Origin of the sequence: Phytobacter sp. MRY16-398 (assembly GCF_003925915.1) — a bacterium.
Taxonomy (GTDB): Bacteria; Pseudomonadota; Gammaproteobacteria; order Enterobacterales; family Enterobacteriaceae; genus Phytobacter; species Phytobacter diazotrophicus.
Genome location: NZ_AP018756.1, coordinates 5792515 through 5807238, shown reverse-complemented (window position 1 = coordinate 5807238; position 14724 = coordinate 5792515). Strand labels below are relative to the sequence as shown.

14 protein-coding genes are annotated in these 14724 nt (G+C 54.6%); 7 read left to right on the top strand and 7 right to left on the bottom strand.

What is annotated here, in order from left to right; genetic code table 11:
* Window positions 1–98: 98 nt before the first annotated feature.
* The 4 genes from rhaS (MRY16398_RS28375) to rhaB form a co-directional block, all read right to left on the bottom strand.
* Complete coding sequence (gene rhaS / locus MRY16398_RS28375; protein ID WP_071194790.1) at window positions 99–1085, bottom strand: rhamnose ABC transporter substrate-binding protein; 987 nt, start codon at window positions 1083–1085, stop codon at window positions 99–101.
* Window positions 1086–1295: 210 nt separating this feature from the next.
* Window positions 1296–2126 carry a rhamnulose-1-phosphate aldolase gene (gene rhaD, locus MRY16398_RS28370; protein WP_039077326.1) on the bottom strand — a complete coding sequence of 277 codons (831 nt, stop codon included), beginning with the start codon at window positions 2124–2126 and terminating at the stop codon, window positions 1296–1298.
* A 36-nt stretch (window positions 2127–2162) separates the two neighbouring features.
* Window positions 2163–3422, bottom strand: coding sequence for an L-rhamnose isomerase (rhaA, locus tag MRY16398_RS28365; RefSeq protein ID WP_039077325.1), 1260 nt, complete (start codon window positions 3420–3422; stop codon window positions 2163–2165).
* Complete coding sequence (gene rhaB / locus MRY16398_RS28360; RefSeq protein ID WP_125125589.1) at window positions 3419–4888, bottom strand: rhamnulokinase; 1470 nt, start codon at window positions 4886–4888, stop codon at window positions 3419–3421. The genes rhaA and rhaB overlap by 4 nt, the downstream gene beginning before the upstream one ends.
* Window positions 4889–5191: 303 nt before the next feature.
* On the opposite strand from rhaB, the gene rhaS (MRY16398_RS28355) reads away from it, so the two are divergent.
* From rhaS (MRY16398_RS28355) to kdgT, 4 genes are all read left to right on the top strand, one after another.
* On the top strand, window positions 5192–6028 hold the full coding sequence (gene rhaS / locus MRY16398_RS28355) for an HTH-type transcriptional activator RhaS (RefSeq protein WP_039077323.1): 837 nt from the start codon (window positions 5192–5194) through the stop codon (window positions 6026–6028).
* A gap of 79 nt (window positions 6029–6107) precedes the next feature.
* Window positions 6108–6956, top strand: a complete 849-nt coding sequence (gene rhaR, locus MRY16398_RS28350) for an HTH-type transcriptional activator RhaR (RefSeq protein WP_039077322.1) — start codon at window positions 6108–6110, stop codon at window positions 6954–6956.
* A 313-nt stretch (window positions 6957–7269) separates the two neighbouring features.
* Window positions 7270–7890: a superoxide dismutase [Mn] gene (gene sodA, locus MRY16398_RS28345; protein WP_039077321.1), complete on the top strand. Its 621-nt coding sequence runs from the start codon at window positions 7270–7272 to the stop codon at window positions 7888–7890.
* A gap of 255 nt (window positions 7891–8145) precedes the next feature.
* Window positions 8146–9129 carry a 2-keto-3-deoxygluconate transporter gene (kdgT, locus tag MRY16398_RS28340; protein WP_039077320.1) on the top strand — a complete coding sequence of 328 codons (984 nt, stop codon included), beginning with the start codon at window positions 8146–8148 and terminating at the stop codon, window positions 9127–9129.
* 43 nt (window positions 9130–9172) lie between these two features.
* Here the strand turns inward: kdgT and MRY16398_RS28335 are convergent, their stop codons facing one another.
* The gene (locus MRY16398_RS28335; protein WP_039077319.1) at window positions 9173–10069 is read right to left on the bottom strand and encodes a dihydrodipicolinate synthase family protein; all 897 of its coding nucleotides are present in this window, start codon (window positions 10067–10069) and stop codon (window positions 9173–9175) included.
* Window positions 10070–10226: 157 nt separating this feature from the next.
* Between MRY16398_RS28335 and yiiM the strand changes: the two genes are divergently transcribed.
* On the top strand, window positions 10227–10898 hold the full coding sequence (gene yiiM, locus MRY16398_RS28330) for a 6-hydroxyaminopurine reductase (RefSeq protein ID WP_125125588.1): 672 nt from the start codon (window positions 10227–10229) through the stop codon (window positions 10896–10898).
* A gap of 41 nt (window positions 10899–10939) precedes the next feature.
* Here the strand turns inward: yiiM and cpxA are convergent, their stop codons facing one another.
* Together cpxA and cpxR are read right to left on the bottom strand one after the other, a co-directional pair.
* Window positions 10940–12313, bottom strand: coding sequence for an envelope stress sensor histidine kinase CpxA (gene cpxA, locus MRY16398_RS28325; protein ID WP_039077317.1), 1374 nt, complete (start codon window positions 12311–12313; stop codon window positions 10940–10942).
* Window positions 12310–13008, bottom strand: a complete 699-nt coding sequence (gene cpxR, locus MRY16398_RS28320) for an envelope stress response regulator transcription factor CpxR (RefSeq protein WP_039077316.1) — start codon at window positions 13006–13008, stop codon at window positions 12310–12312. Before cpxR ends, cpxA begins: the two co-directional genes overlap by 4 nt.
* Window positions 13009–13159: 151 nt before the next feature.
* On the opposite strand from cpxR, the gene cpxP reads away from it, so the two are divergent.
* On the top strand, window positions 13160–13660 hold the full coding sequence (gene cpxP / locus MRY16398_RS28315; protein ID WP_039077384.1) for a cell-envelope stress modulator CpxP: 501 nt from the start codon (window positions 13160–13162) through the stop codon (window positions 13658–13660).
* Between the two features lie 157 nt (window positions 13661–13817).
* Entirely contained in the window at window positions 13818–14702 is an 885-nt protein-coding gene (gene fieF, locus MRY16398_RS28310) for a CDF family cation-efflux transporter FieF (RefSeq protein ID WP_039077315.1), read from the top strand.
* The last annotated feature ends 22 nt before the right edge of the window (window positions 14703–14724 follow it).

Genomic DNA, 14724 nt, shown 5'->3' with positions numbered 1-14724 from the left:
ATAAAATTCCCCCTCACCCTAACCCTCTCCCCAAAGGGGCGAGGGGACAAACACCCCCTCTCCCTTTCAGGGAGAGGGCCGGGGTGAGGGTATTGGGATTAGAAAATTTTCGAGAACTTATCAATGTTGCTGGCGTCGTAGACGAACGGCTCTGCCATTGCGCCGTTGCCGTCAGCATCCAGCTTCACTTTGCCGAGCTTGCCCATATTGGCCTCGGTTTTCGTCGCTGTCCCTTTCACCAGATCGTCTGCCAGATAAGTAGCGGCATAGCCCAGATCGATCGGGTTCCAGATAGCGAAGCTTTTTGTCGCCCCGGATTTGACTGCACCCGCCATTTCAGACGGCAGGCCCAGACCCGTTACGTACACTTTGCCGATTTTGCCCTGGTCTTTCACCGCCTGCGCGGCGGCCACGATGCCCACCGATGACGGGGAGACAATCACTTTCAGATCCGGGTACGATTTCAGCAGACCCACCGCTTCGCGGTAGCTCTTATCAGACAGATCGTCGCCATAGGCAACGGTCACCAGATTGACGGACGGGTACTTCGGCAGCACCTTTTTCATCTCTTCAATCCAGATATTCTGGTTGGTAGAGGTCGGGGTGGCGCTCAGAATAGCCACATCCCCTTTCTCCACATTCAGCGCTTTTAACGCATCAACGGCCAGCTTGACGTTGGTTTCACCAATCAGGGCGTTATTGGACGGGTTCAGGTGGATCTGACGACCCGCTTTCGCCACGCCGGAATCCCAGGAGACCACTTTGATGCCACGCTGCATGGCTTTTTTCAGTACCGGCACCACGGCATCGGGATCGTTGGCGGAAATCGCGATCGCGTCCACGCCCTGAGCGATCAGGCCGTTAAGCACTTCGATCTGTGCTTCTGCGGTGGTGGTGGTTGGGCCGGTATAGATGACTTTTACATCGCCTAACTCTTTGGCGGCTTCCTGCGCGCCTGTGTTTGCTGCTTCAAAAAAACCATTTCCCAATGATTTCGCCACGAGAGCGATTTTGACTTCTGCTAATGCGGAACCGGACAACGCCAGGGCGGCAACGGTGAGGATCAAGCTTGCTTTAATTTTCATTGCTTTTACTCCACTGAGTTAGTTTCCCATCGTCTTTCACATTGCAGGTGCGTTGGCGTTCTCACGAACCCCAGTCACTTACTCTTGTAAGCTCCTGGGGATTCGCTGCGACGCCGCCTTCCTGCACTGCGAAATCCATAGGGAATAGATTGTTTGCAGGTAACAGAGTTTCCCCTTCGGATCGTTGCCCGAAGGGGTTATTAGACGTTCTTATTGGTACAGCTCTAATGCACTTGCCAGCGGAGTGACGCCAAAGCGTTTACCCAGGGCAATCAGTTCTTCACGGGTGATGGTCTGCTTCATACCGCCCATCGAATAGACTTTCACCAGTACTTCTGCCGACTTCTCGGCGGTGTCGATCAGACCAAACGCTTCGTCCAGTGTCGGGCCACTGCCAAAGACGCCGTGGAATGGCCACAGCACCAGCGAATGCTTGCTCATCTCTTTTGCGGTGGCCTGGCCGATTTCATCGGTACCCGGCACCATCCACGGCAGAATGCCGACGCCATCCGGGAAGACCACCAGACACTCGGTACTGCCTTCCCACAGCTTGCGGGTAATAAGATCGGTCGTGTTTTCCAGTACATAGGTCAGCGCGATCAGGTTCGTGGCATGGCAATGCATGATGACACGATCTTTGCCGTTGGTAGCTTTGATGCGTTCACAGTGTGACAGGAAGTGCGCCGGCAGCTCAGAGGTCGGCACCGCGTCGTTCGTCAGCCCCCACAGGATGTGGTAGCCCGCGCCGTCGCTGTCCACTTTGACCACGCCGAGGTTAGCGGCCGGGTCGAGCTGGACGTTACGGAAGAATTTACCGGAACCGGTGACGATAAACGCGGTGTTCGCCAGTAACGGCATTGGCTGACTGAGCGCGATATAGCGCGGTTCGGCGTGGAAATCGGCTTCGTACGGGGCAATATCAGCCGCGTCCAGACGCAGCGTCAGGTTGCCGCCGTTGCGTTCGTCCCAGCCTTTCAGCCAGGCATCGCTGGTGGCTTTGATCATGCCCTGAGTGAACCAGGCGTTAATAATGTTCTGCATAGTGTTTTGGTTCCTGTTATCGCGGTGAGGGCGGTCTTACCCGCGTAGACTCAATACATCTTTCTCATACGCCCGCACGCTCTCCAGCCACTGGCTACCGGCCGGGGTATCATGACGCTGACAATACATTTCCCACACGGCCTGCCACGGTAAGCATTTCTGCTCTTCCAGCAGCGCCAGACGGGCGGTGTAATCGCCATCGGCTTCCAGTTGACGCAACTGTTCAGTCGGCTCCAGCAGGGCGCGCAGCAGGGCTTTTTTCATGTTGCGGGTGCCGATAACCCATGCGGCGATACGGTTGATAGAGGCGTCGAAGAAATCCAGGCCGATGTGCACGCGGTCAAACAGGTTGTGGCGAATGATTTCGCTGGCGATGGCCTGCGTTTCATCATCCAGCAGCACCACATGGTCGCTGTCCCAGCGCACCGGGCGGCTGACGTGCAGCAGCAGGCGCGGCACATACAGCATGGCGGCGGAAATCTTGTCGGAAATGACTTCGGTCGGGTGGAAGTGCCCCGCATCCAGACACAGAGCCGTCTGGCGGCTGGTGGCGTAACCCATATAGAACTCGTTTGAGCCCACGGTGTAGCTTTCAGCGCCGATGCCGAACAGTTTGCTTTCAACGGCGTCGATGTGATGCGCCAGATCGAACTTCTCACTCAGCGCTTCGTCCAGCGCATCCATCAGACGTTTGCGCGGCGCCAGGCGATCAACGGTGACATCTTTCATGCCGTCCGGTACCCAGATATTCATTACCGATGGCGTGCCCAGTTGCTCGCCAAAGTACGCCGAGATGCGGCGGCTGGCTTTCACGTGGTCAATCCAGAACTGGCGAATGTCATCGTTCGCGTGAGAGAGGGTGAAACCGTCTGCGCTCATCGGATGTGAAAAACAGGACGGGTTGAAATCCAGACCCAGTTTGTTGGCTTTTGCCCACTCAACCCAGTTTTTGAAGTGCTCAGGCTTGATCGCGTCACGACTGACCGATGGACCCGCTTCGTGGTACATCGCGTGCAAGTTAAGGCGCTTCGGACCGGGGATGAGGCTCAGGGCCTGCTCCAGATCGGCGCGCAACTCCTGAGGGTTACGTGCCTTGCCCGGATAGTTGCCGGTCGCCTGGATACCGCCGGTGAGGGCGCCTTCCGGGTTTTCAAAACCGGCGACATCATCGCCCTGCCAGCAGTGCATGGAAACCGGCAGCCTGTCGAGCTGGCGCAGGGCCTCTTCGACATCAATGCCTACAGCGGCAAAGCGCTGTTTAGCGAGTTCCCAGGCGTGTTCAAGTTGAGTGGTCATGCGCAAAGCTCCTTTGTCTGTCGTTTCTGCTGAAACCGCACGACGTTGCGGGCAATTTCATTGTCAGGATTGGGTGTAAAGGTGGTCAGCGCGTAACTCGCGGCAACCACGTCACGGAAAGTGTCGACACTGCTCAGTTCGTTCAGCGTCATGAGTTGTACGCCGATATTGCCCAGCGTGGAGGCTTCAATCGGGCCCGCGATGATGGGCAGGCCGCAGGCATCGGCACAGAGCTGGTTTAAGAGCTGGTTCTGGCAGCCGCCGCCAACGATATGCAACTGGGTAAAGGGTTGACCACGCAGGTCCGCCAGTTCACCGAGAATGTCTGCATACAGCAGCGCCAGGCTGTCGAAAATGCAGCGTGCCAGTTCGGCGTCGCTCTGCGGTACCGGCTGGTTGCTTTCCCGGCAGGCGGTCTGGATCTCTTCGCACATGTTCTGCGGATTGATAAAACGCTCGTCGTTTGGGTTAATCACGAAACGACAGGAGGGCAGCGCGCGGGCTTCGGCGATCAGGGCGGGCAAATCGGTGATGTCGCGCTCTTTCAGAACGCGTTGCAGCAGCCACAGCCCCATGATGTTTTTCAACACGCGATAGCGCCCTTCCGCACCGCCCTCGTTGGTGATATTGGCGGCCAGCGCCTCGTCGCTGGTGTAGGGCGTGGTACTTTCAAAGCCCATCAGCGACCAGGTGCCGGAAGAGAGATAGGCGGCACTGGCATTTTTCAGCGGTGAAGCGATGACCGCGCTAGCGGTATCGTGGCTGGCGACAGCAACCACCGGAATATCGGTGCCCTGCGGGCTTTGCCAGTGGCCAATCACATTGCCCGGATGGGTCGGTGTACCGAACCAGGAGGCGGGCACGCCCGCCCAGTTGAGCAGCGTGGTATCCCAGTTATCGCTGTCGATGTTCACCAGTTGCGTGGTGGTGGCGTTGGTGTATTCCCAGTTCAGATTGCCGGTCAGACGAAAACTGAAATAGTCGGGTATCAGCAGCGCATGGTCGGCAGCGGCCACGATGTCCGGCTGTTGCTGGGCCAGCGCGCGCAACTGATAGAGCGTGTTAAAGGGTAAAAACTGAATGCCGCTGCGACGGTAAATATCGGCTTTGCCTGGCTGCTCAAAGGCAGTGGCCATGATGCCATCCGTGCGATGGTCGCGGTAAGAGACCGGTAAGCCAACACGCTTACCCTGTTTGTCGATCAAAACATAATCCACACCCCAGGTGTCGATTCCGATACTGTCGATGGTGACACCCTGCGCACAGGCTTTTTCCAGACCCAGGCGAATTTCATCTTCCAGGGTATCGATATCCCAGCAGTCGAAACCGTTGTTTTTTTCCAGGTAGTTGGCGAAGCGATGAACTTCACGCAGCGTGAGCGTTCGCTGTTCTGTCGCGTAGCAGGCCAGCATTACACGCCCGCTGGAGGCGCCTAAATCAACGGCGACACAATGGCGAAATGTCATGATGGGGTCCTTGTGAGAGTTATTGCCCCCAGTCTAAAAAAAGGACCTCGCGGTAACCTTCTTGTTAATGACATCCCCTGGAAGTGGCTGGCAAGAAAGCAAAGATGAAAGTGAGGAAGTTCACAGTTTCTGATAAACCCGTGTGGTTTGCGGGGTGTGACCAGGGCGACAATTCCTGAACTTTCCGACCCTTTCTTGAAAATCTGACAGGCTTTACCCGTTTTGCGGTCAAAAATTCAAGGTGCGAATTGCCGTGCTTAATTACTATTTTGAGAACACTTCTCATTGGTATGTGAGGCAATCATGACCGTATTACACAGCGTGGATTTCTTTCCTTCTGGCACAACGCCTGTCGCTATTGAGCCGCGTCTGCCACAGGCTGCGTTTCCGGAGCATCATCATGATTTTCACGAAATTGTGATTGTTGAACACGGTACCGGCATCCATGTTTTTAATGGGCAGTCCTATACCATCAGTGGGGGAACCGTCTGCTTTGTCCGCGACCACGACAGACACCTATATGAACATACTGACAATCTGTGCCTGACCAATGTGCTCTATCGTTCGCCGGATGCGTTTACGTTTCTGGCGGGGTTGAACGCGCTGCTGCCGCAGGAGCAAGACGGGCACTATCCGTCGCACTGGCGCGTCAACCAGTGCGTACTGCAACAGGTACGTGAGATCATCGGCCAGATGGAAGCAGTGGGTGAGGAGATGGACATGGCGACCGCAGCCAATCGTGAAATCCTGTTTATGCAGTTGCTGGTTCTGCTGCGTAAAAGCAGCCTGGCGGAAGGAGCGATGAGTAATGATGCGCGCCTCAATCAGCTGATCTCCTGGCTTGAAGATCACTTTGCCGAAGAGGTCTGCTGGGAGTCGCTGGCGGATCAGTTCACCCTGTCGCTGCGCACATTGCACCGTCAACTAAAACAATATACCGGCCTGACGCCGCAGCGTTATCTCAACCGGTTGCGTCTGATTAAGGCGCGCCATATGCTGCGCCACAGCGATGATAGTGTTACAGATATCGCTTTTCGCTGCGGTTTCGGCGACAGTAACCATTTTTCTACCCTGTTTCGCCGGGAATTCGACTGGTCCCCGCGCGATATTCGCCAGGGGCGCGATGTGCAACTGCAATAGCGGTAACGAGAAGGCTATCACCGATTTTTCGCCGAAAATCAGCTAATAGTTATCGGTTGTCTTCGGCCGAGGTGATGTTGTGGGAAGCCAGTTAATTCTTCGTAAAGCGGATTTTTTCCCCCGGGCGGGGCAGGCGGTGGCGGTGGCGGACCGCTATCCGCAAAATGTATTTGCCGAACATACTCACGAGTTTTGCGAACTGGTGCTGGTCTGGCGCGGCAACGGTTTGCATATCCTCAATGACCGTCCCTACCGAATTACCCGTGGCGATCTGTTTTATATCCGCGCGGAAGACAAACACTCCTACGCCTCCGTCAACGATTTGGTGCTGCAAAATATCATCTACTGTCCGGACCGTCTGACCCTTAATCTCGACTGGGCGGGGCATATTCCAGGGCTGAGCGGCGAAGAGTGGACGCCGCACTGGCGTCTGGGGAGCACCGGCATGGCCCAGGCAAGACAGGTCATCACCCAACTGGAGCAAGAGAGCACCAAAGCCGATGCGCTGGCAAACAATATGGCCGAGGTGCTCTTCGCCCAACTGGTGATGACGCTCACACGCCATCGTTTTGCGGTCGACAACCTGGCCGCCACCCATAGCGAAGCCCTGCTCGATAAGTTGATTACCGCGCTTACGGGCAGCCTTAATCGCACTTTCATGCTGGAGCGCTTCTGCGATCAGGAGCAGTGCAGTGAGCGTGCGCTGCGCCAACAATTTCGCGCGCAAACCGGAATGACCATCAATAATTACCTGCGTCAGTTGCGTATTTGCCATGCACAGTATCTGTTGCAGCACACGGAATTGCTGATTGGTGAAGTGTCTACGCGCTGCGGCTTTGAAGACAGTAACTATTTCTCGGTCGTTTTTACCCGCGAAACCGGCATGACGCCCAGCCAGTGGCGACAGCGTCGTAACGAAGCGGCTTAGGAAGGGCCTGTTCTGCGATAACACAGGACACGTACACCGGCCTATTGCCAGCCACTGATCCCCCGCTTTGATGCTCCACCGTTTTTATGATGGCCAGTTAACCAGTCACTTCATTTGTGTGTAGCGTTGGGCGATCTTTTTTCGTCAGTCGCTGCGCTATGCCTCTCGTCGGCACGGGTTCATAACAGAATGTTATAACCATATTAAAACTACGGCATTGATAAACATTTTCAATATCATTTAACTAACTATAATGAACCAACTGATTACGCGGCGTTAACATACCTGCCGCCCGACAATAATGGAGATTAGTATGAGCTATACACTGCCATCCCTGCCTTACGCGTACGATGCACTTGAACCTCATTTCGACAAGCAGACGATGGAAATCCATCACACTAAACACCACCAGACTTATGTAAACAATGCGAACGCAGCGCTGGAAAGCCTGCCAGAATTCGCCAGTCTGTCTGCTGAAGAGCTGATCACCAAACTGGACCAACTGCCGGCTGACAAAAAAACTGTACTGCGTAACAACGCGGGCGGCCATGCTAACCACAGCTTCTTCTGGAAAGGCCTGAAAAAAGGCACCACCCTGCAGGGCGACCTGAAAGCGGCTATCGAACGTGACTTCGGTTCCGTTGACAACTTCAAAGCTGAATTCGAAAAAGCAGCGGCTACCCGCTTTGGTTCTGGCTGGGCGTGGCTGGTGCTGAAAGGCGACAAACTGGCTGTGGTGTCTACTGCTAACCAGGACTCCCCGCTGATGGGTGAAGCGATTTCCGGCGCATCCGGCTTCCCGATCGTGGGCCTGGACGTGTGGGAACACGCTTACTACCTGAAATTCCAGAACCGCCGCCCGGACTACATCAAAGAGTTCTGGAACGTGGTGAACTGGGATGAAGCGGCGGCACGTTTTGCTGCGAAGAAATAATTTCATTTAGCCCGTTCTTACGGGCAAACCAGGCCCCTGCTGGCATCGTCAGCGGGGGCTTTTTTATGTCTGTTGGTCAGTCCCTGAAATCAAAAGAAACATATATCCAATAAAAATGAAATATTGTTTTGATTTTGTATGGGGGATCACTTTTCTGAGTGTGACGAAGCTCTAACATTTTGCCATCAGCGCTGGAAACGCCCGCTCAAAGGGGCGTGATGGCGCACAAAACTCACTGTTTTTACAGGTGGCGATATGCAAATCAAACGTGCAATTGAAAAAATCCCGGGTGGGATGATGCTGGTTCCTCTGTTTCTTGGGGCGCTGTGCCATACGTTTTCACCGGGGGCCGGGAAGTACTTTGGCTCCTTCACGAATGGCATGATCACCGGCACCGTACCGATTCTGGCGGTGTGGTTTTTCTGCATGGGCGCGTCGATTAAGCTCAGCGCGACCGGGACGGTGCTGCGTAAGTCGGGCACGCTGGTGGTGACCAAAATCGCGGTGGCCTGGGTGGTTGCGGCGGTAACCTCGCATTTGATTCCTGCTCACGGTGTAGAGGCGGGCTTCTTTGCCGGGCTGTCGACGCTGGCGCTGGTGGCTTCGATGGACATGACCAATGGCGGTCTGTACGCCTCCATCATGCAACAGTACGGCACCAAGGAAGAGGCCGGGGCGTTTGTGTTGATGTCCCTTGAGTCTGGCCCGCTGATGACGATGGTGATTCTGGGAACGGCGGGTATCGCTTCTTTTGAACCGCACGTATTTGTCGGCGCGGTGCTGCCCTTCCTGATTGGCTTCGGGTTGGGTAACCTCGACCCCGAATTACGGGAATTTTTTACCCGCGCGGTGCAGACGCTGATCCCCTTCTTTGCCTTCGCGCTCGGCAACACCATTGATTTAAGTGTTATCGCCCAGACCGGCCTGCTCGGAATTCTGCTTGGGCTGGCGGTGATTGTGATTACCGGCATCCCATTGATTATTGCCGATAAAGTGCTGGGTGGCGGGGACGGTACCGCTGGGCTTGCTGCCTCCAGCTCCGCCGGTGCGGCGGTGGCCACACCGGTATTGATTGCCGAGATGGTGCCAGAGTTTAAAGCAATGGCGCCTGCCGCGACCGCGCTGGTGGCGACATCGGTGATTGTGACCTCTATTCTGGTGCCGATTCTGACTTCTCTCTGGTCACGAAAAGTAAAAGGGCATGCCGCGGTAGCGGATTTGCGCGGTGCGGTAAAATAGCGCTGCGGTTTAAAAGAGAAACCGGCCTTTTCAGGCCGGTTTTTTAATGGCCGATACCGAAAACCTCATCAACCTTCGCACATTGCGCTGGCGTGAGTTCGCCGCCAAAATTGCGGGACGTTGCGCCGCAATAGCCAAATTTCCGTGCCACTACGGTTTTGATAGTGGTAACGAAATCCTCGCCAATCGTGTAAATCGACATGAATTTGCCTGTCTCGCGCTGGGCTTCATGTAGCGTAGCCAAATCGTTTTGCTTCCACGCATCCCGAGCCCTGACAAACAGTTCCGGCATTACGTTATTGAGGCCAGAGATAACCCCCGCGCCGCCTGCGAGAAGATTGGGGATGAAGTATTCGTCATACCCCGACAGCACGGCGAAATCATCACGGATTTTCTCGGTTGCCAGAATGATGTTGCGCGTATGCGACTGGCAATCGACCGTGTCTTTTATGCCAGCGAAGTGTGGGAACTCCGCTGCCAGGGTGGCGACGATTTCCGGCGTCAGATCGCAGCCGGTCCTGGCCGGGAAATTATAGGCAAACCATTTGCCGTTCAGCCGTTGCCCCAGGTGGCGGAAGTAGCTCAGCAGTTGTGCAGACGTTTGCCCATAGTAATAAGGGGGCAGCACCATAACGGCATCGTAGCCCGTGCGGAAGGCTTCATCCGCCATCCACTCCACATCATTCAGGCATGTCGAGGAAACGTTCGCGACCAGGGTGCCGGGGGTCATACCGCGCACTTCGCGGATAAGCATGAGCCGTTCATCAAGGGTGAAAGAGGCAAATTCGCCGATACTGCCCATCAGCAACACCACGTCAATTCTGGCGTCGGTCAGGCGTGAAATATGCTGTTCCAATCCGTTCAGGTCGATTTTACCAGCAGGTGTCATGGGCGTAATGGACGGGCACCAGACGCCATAAAATTCATTTTTCTTCTTCACGTCACTGTCTCCTTGAATATGAAATTGCGTTTCACTTCTGTTAATTCATAGCACGTTCATATAAAACGCAGGCGTATCGGTGTCGCATTTCTGCACGATTTATTGCTAAAAAGTGTGGTCTAATACGCCGATGATGGGTGAGCTCGGGAGAGAGGAAATGCAGCATCCGGTGAATGTTTTTACAGGAAAAATAAAGGATTATAAGGACAGCAGACCCAGCGCAATTGCCAAGTTGCAGGTGGAGGGCGAGTTGATATTAACGGAGCTGGGGTTAGCCAGTGATGAGCAGGCGGAGACGTCCTACCACGGCGGCCCGGACCGGGCACTTTGTCATTATCCCCGCGAACACTACGCTCACTGGAAAACGATGTTCCCCGAACAGGCGGTGCTTTTCTTCGCCCCGGCATTTGGCGAGAACCTCTCGACCGAAGGGCTGACGGAAAGAAATGTCTTTATTGGTGATATTTTTCGTTGGGGAAATGCGCTCATTCAGGTGACGCAGCCGCGCTCGCCCTGTTTCAAACTTAACTTTCACTTCTCCATCAGCGATATGTCTTCGCAGATGCAGGCGAGTGGGCGTGTTGGCTGGCTTTATCGGGTTATTACCGGCGGTAAAGTGAGCGCCGATGCGCCGCTGGAACTGGTATCACGTAACAGCGATGTGAGCGTTCTGGATGCCGCTGCAATCGCCTGGCATATGCCGTTTGATGATGAGCAATATCGGCGGCTGATGTCCGCCGCCGGGCTTTCGGCCAGTTGGACAAGAACGATGCAAAATCGGCGAAGTAGCGGGAAAATCGAAGACAACGCCCGGCGTTTGCGGGGGTAAGTAGCAGTTTCCCCCCCGCCCGGTAAGGCGAGGGGAAATGCTCAGGCACGTTTATACAGCGGGATCCATAACGTCAAGCGTAAACCGCCGAGCGGGCTGTCGTCGGCTTTCACCCAACCGCGATGCTGCTGCATAGCGGTTTCAACAATTGCCAGCCCTAAACCTGTCCCGCCGGATGCACGATCGCGCGCTTCATCGGTACGGTAGAACGGGCGGAAGATTTGCTCGCGGTCTTCCGGGCTGACGCCCGGGCCGTCATCGTCCACGTTAATGGTGATGCCGTCTTTATCGACCGAGAAACTCACTTCAATTTTGGTGTGCGAATAACGCAGGGCGTTACGGACGATATTTTCCAGCGCGCTTTCCAGTGCATTCGGGTTGCCGTACAGCGGCCACGGGCCAGGCGGGAAATTCACCGTCAGGGATTTACCCATCTGTTCCGCTTCGAACGCGGCGTTATCGAGCACCTCATTCCACAACTGATTGGCTTTGACCGTTTCACTGACCAGCGCGTTTTTCTGCTGATTACGCGACATGACCAACAGGTCGTTGATCATACTGTCCAGCCGCTGTGCTTCCGTTTCGATACGTTCCAGCTCTTTGCTCTCGCCGCTGCGACGACGCAACAGCGCGGTGCCGAGCTGTAGCCGCGTTAACGGTGTCCGTAGTTCGTGGGAAATATCGGACAGGAGCCGTTGCTGGGCGGTCATCATGCGCTCCAGCGCCATGACCATCTGGTTAAAACTGGTGCCCGCAGCGAGGAATTCTTGCGGCCCGGCTTCCAGCTCAGGATGCTGTCGCAAGTTGCCCTGTGCCACTTCATCTGCCGCGTTTTTCAGCTTACGCGCGGGTTTTGCCAGGCTCCACGCCAGCCACAACAGCAGCGGCGAGCTGATAAGCATTGTGACAATCAGCAACAGAAGAGGGCGGTCAAACAGCAGGTTGATAAAGTCAGACTGAGAACTACTTGCAGGTCGAATAAGATAGAGCTGGTAATTGTCCTCACCGTCGCGAACGGAAAAAGGCCCTACCAGCTCTACCCGACCATATTTTTTCTTTTGCGGGTGATCTGAGTTATCCGCCTGACCAATAAAATTGCGGATAATTTGCATTTCATTGCGTTCGGCGCCAATCACGCGCCCTTCGCTGGTCACCAGCAACAAACGTTGCCCCGGAGGGGCCCATTTGTCGATTGCGCGAAACAGCCTGCGCCACCACATCAAATCGTTGGGTGGATCATTGGCCAGTTCCGCTTCAACGTGCTGTTCAATCATCACGCCCTGACGTTGTTCGCTATCAAGCAACTCCGTCATCTGGCGGGAATCAAGCTTTGGAACCATCAGGACCAGCATCAGCACCAGTGCCAGCGTTAACCAGAAAATGGCGAAGATGCGGGCGGTCAAACTTCCTATCATGAAGCGGATACCATCAAGTAGCCCCGGCCTCGTAAGGTTTTAAACCACGGATGACCATCTTTGCGGTCCGGTAACTTACGGCGCAGGTTAGAGATGTGCATATCAATCGCGCGGTCAAACGGCGTTAAGCGTTTACCCAGCACTTCCTGGCTTAAATGTTCACGGGAAACCACCTGGCCCAAATGCTGTGCCAGCAGATAGAGCAGGGTGAATTCGGTACCTGTCAGCTCCAGCGATTGACCATCGAAACTGGCTTCCTGACGACCTGGGTTGAGGCTCAGGCCGTCGACTTCCAGCGTCGGCGAACCGTTGTCCGTATTTTGCTGCTGTTCGCTCCAGTGGGAACGGCGCAAAATCGCACGGATACGCGCGACCAGTTCGCGGTCGTTAAACGGTTTTGGCAGATAGTCGTCCGCGCCCAGCTCAAGGCCGAGTACGCGATCCAGTTCGCTGCCGCGTGCAGTCAACATAATGACGGGAGTCTGGTGTGTCTGGCGTAGCTCTTTAAGGGTATCAATACCGTTTTTCTTCGGCATCATGACGTCGAGCAAAAGCAAATCGATGCTGTCATCAAGGAGGTTGAGCGCCTGTTCCCCGTCGTGGGCAACCAGCACGTTAAAACCTTCCATGTCGAGCAGCTCTTTTAACAGGGATGTAAGCTCTCGGTCATCATCTACTAAAAGAATTTTATTCATTGTTTAAATACCTCCGAGGCAGAAATTACGTCATCAAGGCTCGCTAATCCATGACTTTACGTTGTTTTACACCCCCTGACGCATGTTTGCAGCCTGAATCGTAGACTCATTATCGTTGATTCGCGACATAGAAAGTTCTTGGGAGCAAATGATGCGCAAAGTTACCGCTGCCGTCATGGCCTCAACACTGGCGCTAAGTGCTTTTAGCCAGGCTGCTGAAGTCGTAACAGGCGATAACTGGCACCCGACTGAGGGATTCGCGCAGCGTTCCAGTCAGAGCCATATGTTCGACGGCATACATTTAACCGAACATCAGCGTCAACAGATGCGAGATCTGATGCAGCAGGCAAGGCACGACAAGCCCCCTGTTAATGTTAGCGAAATGGAGACAATGCATCGCCTTGTCACCGCAGAAAATTTTGATGAAAACGCTGTGCGCGTTCAGGCCGAGAAAATGGCGCAGGAGCAGATAAGTCGTCAGGTTGAAATGGCGAAAGTCCGCAACCAGATGTATCACCTGCTCACTCCTGATCAGCAAGCAGTTTTGAACCAGAAACATCAGCAACGGATGATTCAACTGCGTGAAATGACGCAGATGCAGCAAAGTTCACCGTTGAGAGTATTGAGTAGTAGCACCCAGCGTTCCCAGTAGTCAGTAGTAATGAACCCTGTTTTCCTTGCCATAGACACCATCCCTGTCTTCCCCCTCATGATGAGGGGGTTTTTTTTGCTCCGAATTCAGCCACCTGATTTTCCTCCGATTAAGTTGCCTTTCGTTATACTACGCACAGAACAGCGTGGGAGCATTTATGATTGAATCTTATGGGCGCCTGGTCAGTCGCGCAGCTATCGCTGCGACGATCATGGCGTCGTCATTATTGGTCATTAAAATTTTTGCATGGTGGTACACCGGGTCGGTTAGTATCCTGGCCGCACTGGTGGACTCGCTGGTGGATATTGCCGCATCGCTGACTAATTTGCTGGTGGTGCGCTACTCGCTGCAGCCTGCGGACGACGAGCATACTTTTGGACACGGGAAAGCGGAATCGCTGGCGGCGCTGGCACAAAGCATGTTTATTTCAGGTTCAGCATTATTCCTGTTTTTAACCGGTATTCAGCATCTGGCGAACCCTGAACCGATGCGTGCGCCCGGTATTGGGGTTGTGGTGACGGTGATCGCGTTGGTCTGTACTGTGATACTCGTCACTTTTCAGCGTTGGGTTGTGCGAAAAACTCAAAGCCAGGCGGTGCGGGCAGATATGCTTCATTATCAGTCTGATGTTATGATGAACGGTGCAATTCTCATCGCCCTGGGGCTGTCATGGTACGGCTGGCATCGGGCGGATGCCCTCTTCGCACTGGGGATTGGCGGATATATTTTGTATAGCGCGCTGCATATGGGTTATGACGCGGTCCAGTCTTTACTGGATCGGGCATTACCCGATGCCGAACGGCAGGAAATTTTCGATATTGTCACTTCCTGGCCAGGCGTAAGCGGCGCGCACGATCTTCGCACGCGGCAGTCAGGGCCGACCCGCTTTATTCAAATACATTTGGAAATGGACGATAACCTTCCGCTGGTTCAGGCGCATATTGTGGCTGAACATGTGGAGCAGGCCATTCTCCAGCGTTTTCCGGGATCGGATGTGATTATTCACCAGGATCCCTGCTCAGTAGTACCTCAAGGACGATAAGCGGATTAAGGCTGTCGTATTT